Source organism: Herbaspirillum sp. GW821-FHT09A12 (genome assembly GCF_059418325.1).
The window spans coordinates 560900-569643 of record NZ_JBWKPR010000002.1 but is presented as its reverse complement, the minus strand read 5'-3'; the positions used below and the strand labels follow the sequence as shown (position 1 = coordinate 569643).

Below are 8744 nucleotides of genomic sequence, written 5' to 3'. Positions count from 1 at the left end.
GGAAGAAGGCGGGCAGGGGGCGGCCGGCGCCGCCCCCTTCAGCGCATCGCCGCGGCGAGCTTGGCGGCGATGTCGGTGCGCGCCTGGTCGGCCTCGGCGACCACCATTGCCAGCCGCAGGAAGTCATGCACCATGCCGCGATGGATGTCGAGTTGCACCGGCACGCCCGCCTGGCGCAGCTTGTCGGCATAGGCCATGCCTTCGTCGAGCAGCGGATCGTGGTCGCCGATGACCACCAGCGCCGGCGCCGCGCCGGCGACGTCGGCCGCCTGCAACGGCGCAAAGCGCCAGTCATCCCGTTCGTGTTCGCCGTTCAGGGTGTGGCCGAACATCCATTGCAAGGTCGCTCCCTCCAGCAGGTAGCCGGTGCGGAAGCGGCGGTGCGAATCGCCGTCCTGGCGGGCGCTGGCGCACGGGTAGAGCAGCAATTGCAGGCAGGGCGCGCGGGCTGCCCGGCGCGCCTGCAGCGCCAGCGTGGCGGCCAGGGTGCCGCCGGCGCTGTCGCCGCCCACCGCCAGGCGCGCGGTGTCCAGTCCCAGCGCCGGGCCGTGTTGCAGCAGCCAGTCGTAGGCGTCGGCGGCATCCTCGAAGGCGGTCGGAAAACGGTATTCCGGCGCCAGCCGGTAGTCCACCGCCAGCACGCAGCACGGCGCGCGCGCGGCCAGCGCGCTGCACAGGGTGTCGTGCGAGTCCAGGCTGCCCACGCAGTAGCCGCCGCCGTGGAAGTACAGCAGCACCGGCTGCGGCGCGGCCGTATCCAGCGGCGCCGGGGCGTACAGGCGGGCGCCGATGCGCGCGCCGTCGCGCATGGCCAGTTCCAGTTCGCGCCGTTCGGCCAGGCCGTCGGGCGGCAGGTCCAGCATGGGAGCGGCGGCTTCGTAGTCGGCGCGCGCCTGTTGCACGGTCTTGCGGTGCATGGGCTGCTGGCGGCCGCTCTGGATGCCGGCGTCCACCAGTGCCAGGAAGGCTTCGAGCTCGGGGTGCAGTTGCATGGGGTTCCTCAGGAAAAAAGCCGGCGCGAGGCCGGCTGTCAGGTCGTGGAGCTGGAAGCTTGTCCCGCTTCTTCGTCATCGGTACGCCTTAGAACCTGTTTGCGATCCCGTCCGGGCTTGCTCACATACCCTTTCAGGCGCTCTGCGGCGTTGCAAAGCCTCGCCGGGCCACGGCCCGGCTACGTTTTGCGCCTTGCAGCCCATCCTGATATGGCATTCGATCAACTCCCGGCGAGATCATCAACAGGTTCTTACCAGCGATAGCGCGCGCTCAGGATGGCGGTGCGTTCCGGCGCCCAGAAGCAGGTCGTGGTCGGCTCGGCCAGGCAGGAGGTGTACTCCTTGTTGGCGATGTTGCTGATGTTGAGCGCATAGCGCCAGCGGTTCAGGTTGTAGTGGAACACGGCGTCGAACACGGTCACCCCGCCGTTCTTCAGGGTGTTGGCGGTGTCGGCGTAGTTGCTGCCGGTGTAGCGCGCGCCGCCGCCGATGCCGGCGCCGGCCAGCGGGCCGTCTTGCACGGTGTAGTCGGCCCAGATCGAAGCCGCCTGGCGCGGCACCAGGATGGGCTGCTTGCCGAGCAGGCTCGCGCTGTTGTTCTTGGTGTTCTTGACGTCGGTATAGGTATAGGAGGCCAGCAGGTTCAGGCCCTTGACGATCTCGCCCTTGGCTTCCAGCTCCAGGCCGCGCGACTTGATTTCGCCGCTCAGCACGTTGAAGTTGAGGTGCGCCGGGTCGGGCGTTTGCACATTGGTCTTGGTCAGCTCGAACAGCGCGGCGGTGAACAGGGTTTTGCCGTCGGCCGGCTGGTATTTCACACCGACCTCGGCCTGGCGCGCCTTGGTCGGGTCGAAGGGCTTGCCGCTGAAGTCCGAGCCGGTCTGCGGCAGGAAGGAGGTGGCAAAGCTGACGTAGGGGGCGATGTCGCGGGTGACCAGGTAGGACAGCCCGATGCGGCCGCTAAGGGCGTTGTCGTCGCTGCGCGAAGTGGTGTTGGTCAGGTAGTTGCGGGTCTCGTCCTTGACCTTGTCCCAGCGCGCGCCCAGGGTCAGGATCAAACGCTGGTTGAACTTGATCTGATCTTGCGCGTACAAGCCGGTCTGGTTCATGTTTTCTTCAAGGTTGCCGAACAGCGTGGTCGCGGCCGGGATGGCGACGCCGTAGTCCGGGTTGTTGATGTTCAGGCTGGGCGCGGCGCCGCGGTAGCGCACTTCTCTGTCGTACATGCGCGACCAGTCCAGGCCGAACAGTACGGTGTGCTCGGTGTCGCCCCATTTGATGCGCCCTTCAAGCTGGTTGTCGACCAGGGTGTTGTCGACCTGGCTGTTGTAGACGGTGGTGCCGCGGGTGAGCAGGGCGCCGGTCAGCACGCCCGGATTGAGGGCGGCGTAGACTGATTTCAGGTTGGCCTGGCGGAAATGCTGGCGGAAGGTCCAGGCGCCGTCGAATTTGTGCTCAAACTGGTAGCCGAAGGACCACTGGTCATTGCTCTGGCGGTCGAAGTTGGGGGCGCCGATCATGGTGTGGGTCAATACATTGCCCGGGCGCACCACGGTCCAGCGGCCGCTGCCGTTGCGGTCGTTGATGTAGTCTGCCATCAGGGTCAGCGAGGTGCTGGCGGAGGGGCGCCATGTGAACGAGGGCGCCAGGTAGAAGCGGTTATTGCTGCCGGACTGGCCATTTCCGTACTTGAACTGGTTGTCGCTGTCCAGGCCCAGGCCCACCACGCGCCACAGGTACTGGCCGTCCTGCGTCTGGCCGTTGAGGTCAGCCACGACCTGCTTGCGGTTGAAGGAGCCGACGTCCACGCCCAGCTCGTTGGGGGTGCCGGCGCCGGGCAGCTTGCTGACGCGGTTGATCACGCCGCCGGGGTCGGCCTGGCCGAAGGTCACCGAGCCGGGGCCGCGCAGCACTTCGATGCGCTCCATGCCATAGGTCTCGGTGCGGAACTGGCCGAAGCCGCCGGGGATCTGGCGCAGGCCGTTGAGGAAGTTGCTGGTGACCTGGGCGTTGATGAAGCCGCGCAGGTTGAAGTATTCATAGCCGCGCGGGTCGACGCCGTGGGTCTCGGTATTGGCGCCGGGCATGTAGCGCAGCACCTCCAGCAGCGAGGTGACGCCGCGCGCTTCCATCTCGTCGCGGGTGACCACCGATATCGATTGCGGCAGTTCCAGCACTGGCGTGTCGGTCTTGGTGCCGGTGGCGGTGCGCTTGGCGACGTAGCCGCTGACCGGGCCGGTGGCGGTCTCGGCGTCGGCGCTGACCTTCACTTCCGGTAGCGATTGCTGTTGCGCCCAGGCCGGCGCGGCCAGGCCCAGCAGTGCGCACTGCACGGCCAGAAACGCGAGCGTGCGCTGGTTGACGGGCTTCCCCCTATATTGTTGTGTCATGGTGTTGGTTGTGATCGGGTTGAAAAAGAACCGGCGCTGCCGGCAGGTAATTCGCTTAGAGCGAAAACTGGGGGCTGCCGCGGCTGATGGCGGCGATGCCGGCGACCATGGCCCGCCGCGCCGCGAAGGGCCCGGTTTCGTCGCGGTCATGCAGGGCCTGGCCGATCTCGGCGGTGCGAATGGCGATCACCGAGAGCAACGTGTCGCTGATGCCGTGCGAGGGTTCGCAACTGCCTTGCAGGAACACCGCGGGTTCGAATTCGGCGGTGCTTTGCAGGCGGTAGTCGCGGCCGACACTGAATTGCGGCAGGTAGGGCGCCAACGGCGCCAGCAGCTCCTTGTGCAGCTCGCGGGTATAGCCGGTGCCCAGCACCACGGCGTCGTAGCGGCGCGTGTGGGCGCCGCCGCCGTCGAGGTCGCGCAGGTTCAGCCAGATGCCGTCGGCGTCGGCGCGGGCGCGCTCGACGTCGTGGCAGCGCAGCAGGCGGTGCCGCTCATGGCCGGTGACCTTCTGCTTGTAGAAGACCTGGTAGACCTCCTCGATCAGCGCCAGGTCGGGAGCGGCGTAGTTGGTCTGCATGAATTCTTCCATCAGGGCGCTGCGGGTCTGCTCGTCCTGGCGGTAGACGTAGTCGGTGTATTCAGGATTGAAGACTTCGTTGACGAAGGGGCTGTCGTCGGACGGCCTGATGTTGCGGCTGCGCATGATGAAGTCGACCTGATGGCCGGCGTTGCGCGCATGCAGGTCGAGGAATATCTCGGTTGCGCTCTGCCCGGCGCCGATGACGGCGATGCGGGCCGGCTTGTCCAGTGCCGAGATATGCCGCAGGTAAGCGCTGGAGTGGAACACGCGGGCGTCGCCGCGCAGGCCGCGGAAGGTCTCGGGAATGTTGGCGGAGCCGCCCACGCCGATCACCAGGTTGCGCGCCAGGCGCTCGATGACGCGGCCATCGCGGGTACGCGAACGCACGCGCAGAAGACGCACCTTGCCCTCCTGAAGCTGCGGCTGCACCTCGAATACTTCCTCGCCGTAACCGCAGCAGGCGCTGAACTGGTCGGCCGCCCAGCGCAGGTAGTCGCTGAACTCGTGGCGGCTGGGGTAGAAGGTCTTGAGATTGATGAAGTCGCTCAGACGTTCTTTCTGGTGCAGGTAGTTGAGGAAGGTGAAGCGGCTGGCCGGGTTGCGCAACGTCGCCAGATCCTTGAGGAAGGAGATCTGCATGTGCGAGTTGTCCAGCAGCATGTCGCCGTGCCAGGCGAAGCTATCCTGCCGTTCGATGAAGAACATGTCGGCGGCGCCGGCGTGGCGCTGCTGTTCCTGCAAGGCGATGGCAAGTGCGATGTTGGAGGGGCCGAAGCCGATCCCGATCAGCTCATGTGTTTGCATGTCGTGGTCCTGGTCAGTTGGCGCTGGCGGCGCCCGGCATCCAGAGCCGTTCGCCGAAGAAACGCTCGCGCGAAAGCATGCCGAGCATGGCTCGCTTGTGGGGGAAGTCGAATTCCTTGAGCAGCGCGTAGCCGCTGCGCTGCAGGCTGCGCAACATCTTGTGGTTGTCGGCGCGCGGCTCGATCCAGATGCGCTGGGTGCGGGCATCGTCCAGCAGCAGGTAGTGCGATACCGAGGGCATCCAGGCGCTGACGAAGGCTTTGCCGCGAAAGGCCGGCTCCCCGACCAGCACATGCCAGCCGCGGTCGTATTCGCCGGCGTCGGAGAAGGGGGCAATGCGGTCTTCGCGCGCCCAATAGATCTCGACATAGGCGAAGGGCGTCTCGTCCAGGCAGGCGATCAACGGGTAGACGTGCGGATCGGCGGCCAGCCTGGCCAGGTAGTTGCGGTGGTGTTCGAGGTCGCCCTGTTCCTGCCAGAAATGGGCGACGTCCGGATCGTTCATCCAGCGGTTCAGGTGCGGCAGGTCGCCATCCATGTTGAAGGCGCGCAGCGACAGGCTCTGGCCCAGCCAGGGGATGTGGCGGCGATAGACGGTGCCGGCGGGCTTGGGCGGGCGCTGCGGATGACGCCGGCCTTCGCTGATGCAATGGCGCAATGGCAGGGGCGGTTGCGGCCGGGCCAGCCAGTTGCGGGTCTGCTGCCAGAACATGCCGGGGCAGCTCCAGGCGGATGCGCCGCCGTCAGGCATGAGCGGTTGCAGGTCGAGCGTCCGCTCGTCCGACCACAGCATCTCCAGCGCCGCCAGTTCGGCGGGATGCGCGTCGTAGCGCGGCGCCGGAACCGCTTGCGCGGCGCTTGGGACGGTGCGGCGCCGCAGTCGCCAGGAATGGAATTGCCCGGACGGCAGGCGCACGCGCACCACGTCGCCGTCGACGTCCACTGCGTACGGATGTCCATCGACATGGGCAAGATAGGGGGCGCCTGGCGCGGTATCGGTAAAGCCTGCTTGTTCCATCGGTCGTCAGCTCCTGGTCGGCCGCGCCGTTGCAAGGTGATGCGCAGGCCGTCATCAGAAAGACGAATGGAAATCACTTTTGTTTAGCCGATGGTTGTCGCTTGCCTAATCGAGTCCGGCTTTGCCGTGTTTGGCGCGCAACGGACAGGCGTTGCAATAGCCTTCGTCCGGCAGGCGGTAATACAGGCAGCAATTGCGGTGCAGGTAAGTCGCGCCCGGCGGCGGGTCGGCCCGACGGTGGTAAAGGGGGTTGACGCGGCCGTCGGGCCAAAGGGGGCTGTCCAGCAACAGCCGGCGGTCGGCCGCCAGCGCCTCGTGCGCGGGCAGCGCCAGCAGGGCGCCGCGCTGCAGGACCGCGTGGATGCGGCGCAAGGCATTGCCCCAGAGGATGGCCGACGGGGTCTTGAAGCGCCTGTTGAGCGCCACGACCAGCGGCATCAGATGCTGCCAGACCAGCTCTTCGTAGCGTTCTGGCGGCGCGGCGTCAGGCCAGGCGTGGCCGGCGCCGGGCAGGCAGATGCGCGCCACGCCGCCGTTCTCGGCCGGCATGACCCGCACCTGCGCGGCCGCCAGCGGCAGGCGGTGGCGCAGAGCGGCCATGGCCGCGATGGCCGGCACCAGCATCGCGGCGAAGTAGTCCAGGCTCCAGGCGGAGGCGACAGCGCGCAGGTCGTCGCTGCGCCGGTGGGCGGCGTAACGGCGCATGGTCTGGTCCAGGCGAGCGCCATCCAGCAACTCCATCAGCGGCAGGGCTTGCCGGTAATGGTGCGCGTCGCAGCACAAGCGGGCGGCGTAGGCGGCGGTACGCCGGTCGAACAGGGATGCAAGGATGGGCAGCACGGAAGACGGGAGCAAAGTAGGGCGGCGCGATCGCCGATCGTGCTCATCAATGCTGACGAATGGCGAGGGATTTTGTTCAGGCCTGCCGCAGCGCCTAAATATTTGCCCGCGCGGTTCGTCACATTGATACCGGCCCTTGGCGGCCGTTCCCTGGAGTGACGGTGTTCAAAGAACTGATCAGGCAATCGCGCGGCTTGCTGGCTGCCGCCACCGCCGCCAGCGTGGCGCGCGGAGTGTGCAGCGTATTGATGGTGTCGCAGATCACGGCCGTGCTGGCGGCCAGGCAGGCGCCGGGCTGGCATTCCGTGACGGCGCTGCATTTCGCGCTGACCGTGCTGGGCCTGTGGCTGGCGCACATGAGCTGCAACATCCTGTTCGAACGGTTGGCGCACGGCGCGCACGCGCAGTCGCGCAGCTTCATCTGCGACCGCGTGCTGCATGCGGACTACGCGCGCCTGGAGCAGGTAGGCGCGCCGGCCATCCAGGCCGCGCTGACCGAACATGGCGCCAACGTGGCATCGTTTTTCGTCAGCTTCCCGGCCATTCTTACCAATACCATCGTGGTCGGAGGCTGCATGGTCTATATGGCCACGCTGTCGTGGCAAGTGTTCGCCTGCGCGCTGCTGGTGATCGGGCTGGGTGCGATGGGTTACCACCTGGCCCACCTGCGCGCCATCAGGCACTTGCGCCAGGCCTCGAACGAGCAGGATCGCCTGTTCGGCCATTTCCGCTCGATGCTGGATGGCGCGAAGGAGTTGCGCCTGAACGGCAAGAAGCGCCGCCTGTTCGGCCAGGACGTGCTGGGCCAGTCGATTGACCTGGTGCGCCGCGAGCGTTCGCTGGGCATGGCGATCTTCGTGGCGGCGTCGAGCTGGGGCAACTTCCTGATCTACGCCTTCATCGGCCTTGTGCTGTTCGTGCTGGTGGGCGACGTGCCGGACCGTGGGCGCATCCTGACCGGCTACGCGGTGCTGTTCATCTACATGATCACACCGCTGGAAATCCTGCTGATGAACGTGCCGCGAGCCAACCTGGCCAAGGTCTCGGCGCGCCGCATCGACGAGGTGGTGCAGGCATTGGACAACGGCCGGCCGGAAACTGCCAGGACGCCGCTGCCGACGGCGGGGCCCGATCTGCTGCGCCTGCAGCTGTCGGGCGTGCTGCATCGCTATTACCACGAGCGGCACGACGAATTCTTCACCATGGGGCCAATCGACCTGACGTTCGCGCCGGGCGAGGTAGTGTTCCTGGTTGGCGGCAACGGCAGCGGCAAGACCACGCTGGCCAAGTTGCTGGCCGGTCTTTATCGCCCAGGCGAAGGCGACATCCTGCTCAACGGGCTGCCGGTGTCGTGGCAGGAGGGCGCCGGCGGGAAGGGGGCGGTGCCGGCCGAGCAATACCGGCAGCTGTTCGCTACCGTATTCTCGGATTTCCACCTGTTCGAAAGCCTGCTGGAGACCGGCGGTGCCGCGCTGGACGCGCGCGGCAACCAACTGCTGGAAAAGCTTTACCTGCACCACAAGGTGCAGATCAGGGAAGGCGCATTCACGACGCGTTCGCTGTCGCTGGGCCAGCGTAAGCGACTGGCGCTGGTGGTGGCGGTGCTGGAAGAACGGCCTTTCTTCATCTTCGACGAATGGGCCGCGGATCAGGATCCGGTCTTCAAGAGGGTTTTCTACAACGAGGTACTAGGCCAGTTGCGCTCGGCGGGTAAGACGGTGCTTGTGATCTCCCATGACGACCAGTACTTCCACCTGGCCGACCGCATAGTACGGATGGAGAATGGACGCATCGTATCTGATGAGCAGGAGGCTGGCGAGGAAGGTGTTGGTGCGCTAGTTGCATGATGGAATGCTCTAGCGTAAATCTCAGATCGTCTGATGCTTGCGTTAAAAGATAGTCGGCCAGGCGTTTATTGTAAATAATTAATAATTAATAATTAATAATTAATAATTAATAATTAATAATTAATTCCAATGACGATCCCGGTCAGCGACAAGCAGAAGCCGCCAAGGCTCAGGACGATCAGCGTCACGTTCCGCAGCCAGCCCGCGACGCCGCACCAGCGGTGCGTCAGATAGGTCCAGCGTCGCAGGCGTGACGAGATCGCGCTCATC

The 8744-nt window shown here is 65.9% G+C and carries 7 protein-coding genes; 1 reads left to right on the top strand and 6 read right to left on the bottom strand.

What is annotated here, in order from left to right:
• Positions 1 to 38: 38 nt before the first annotated feature.
• The 5 genes from AC07N6_RS07740 to fhuF all read right to left on the bottom strand — a co-directional run bounded on the left by AC07N6_RS07740 (position 39) and on the right by fhuF (position 6627).
• Entirely contained in the window at positions 39 to 992 is a 954-nt protein-coding gene (locus AC07N6_RS07740; RefSeq protein ID WP_494779729.1) for an alpha/beta hydrolase, read from the bottom strand.
• Positions 993 to 1243: 251 nt separating this feature from the next.
• Entirely contained in the window at positions 1244 to 3382 is a 2139-nt protein-coding gene (locus tag AC07N6_RS07735; protein ID WP_494779728.1) for a TonB-dependent siderophore receptor, read from the bottom strand.
• A gap of 55 nt (positions 3383 to 3437) precedes the next feature.
• Positions 3438 to 4769, bottom strand: coding sequence for a lysine N(6)-hydroxylase/L-ornithine N(5)-oxygenase family protein (locus AC07N6_RS07730; RefSeq protein ID WP_494779727.1), 1332 nt, complete (start codon positions 4767 to 4769; stop codon positions 3438 to 3440).
• 13 nt (positions 4770 to 4782) lie between these two features.
• On the bottom strand, positions 4783 to 5787 hold the full coding sequence (locus tag AC07N6_RS07725) for a GNAT family N-acetyltransferase (protein WP_494779726.1): 1005 nt from the start codon (positions 5785 to 5787) through the stop codon (positions 4783 to 4785).
• Between the two features lie 105 nt (positions 5788 to 5892).
• A complete protein-coding gene (gene fhuF / locus AC07N6_RS07720) occupies positions 5893 to 6627 on the bottom strand; it encodes a siderophore-iron reductase FhuF (RefSeq protein WP_494779725.1) in 735 nt (244 codons plus the stop codon).
• A gap of 161 nt (positions 6628 to 6788) precedes the next feature.
• On the opposite strand from fhuF, the gene AC07N6_RS07715 reads away from it, so the two are divergent.
• Complete coding sequence (locus AC07N6_RS07715; RefSeq protein WP_494779724.1) at positions 6789 to 8474, top strand: cyclic peptide export ABC transporter; 1686 nt, start codon at positions 6789 to 6791, stop codon at positions 8472 to 8474.
• A gap of 113 nt (positions 8475 to 8587) precedes the next feature.
• Here the strand turns inward: AC07N6_RS07715 and AC07N6_RS07710 are convergent, their stop codons facing one another.
• Positions 8588 to 8743 carry a hypothetical protein gene (locus tag AC07N6_RS07710; RefSeq protein WP_494779723.1) on the bottom strand — a complete coding sequence of 52 codons (156 nt, stop codon included), beginning with the start codon at positions 8741 to 8743 and terminating at the stop codon, positions 8588 to 8590.
• Between the last annotated feature and the right edge of the window lies 1 nt (position 8744).

Bases quoted from the DNA above. Each gene is read 5' to 3' on its own strand.
- AC07N6_RS07735 (WP_494779728.1), bottom strand. From the start codon at position 3,382: ATGACACAACAATATAGGGGGAAGCCCGTCAACCAGCGCACGCTCGCG.
- AC07N6_RS07725 (WP_494779726.1), bottom strand. From the start codon at position 5,787: ATGGAACAAGCAGGCTTTACCGATACCGCGCCAGGCGCCCCCTATCTT.
- AC07N6_RS07730 (WP_494779727.1), bottom strand. From the start codon at position 4,769: ATGCAAACACATGAGCTGATCGGGATCGGCTTCGGCCCCTCCAACATC.
- AC07N6_RS07740 (WP_494779729.1), bottom strand. From the start codon at position 992: ATGCAACTGCACCCCGAGCTCGAAGCCTTCCTGGCACTGGTGGACGCC.
- AC07N6_RS07710 (WP_494779723.1), bottom strand. From the start codon at position 8,743: ATGAGCGCGATCTCGTCACGCCTGCGACGCTGGACCTATCTGACGCAC.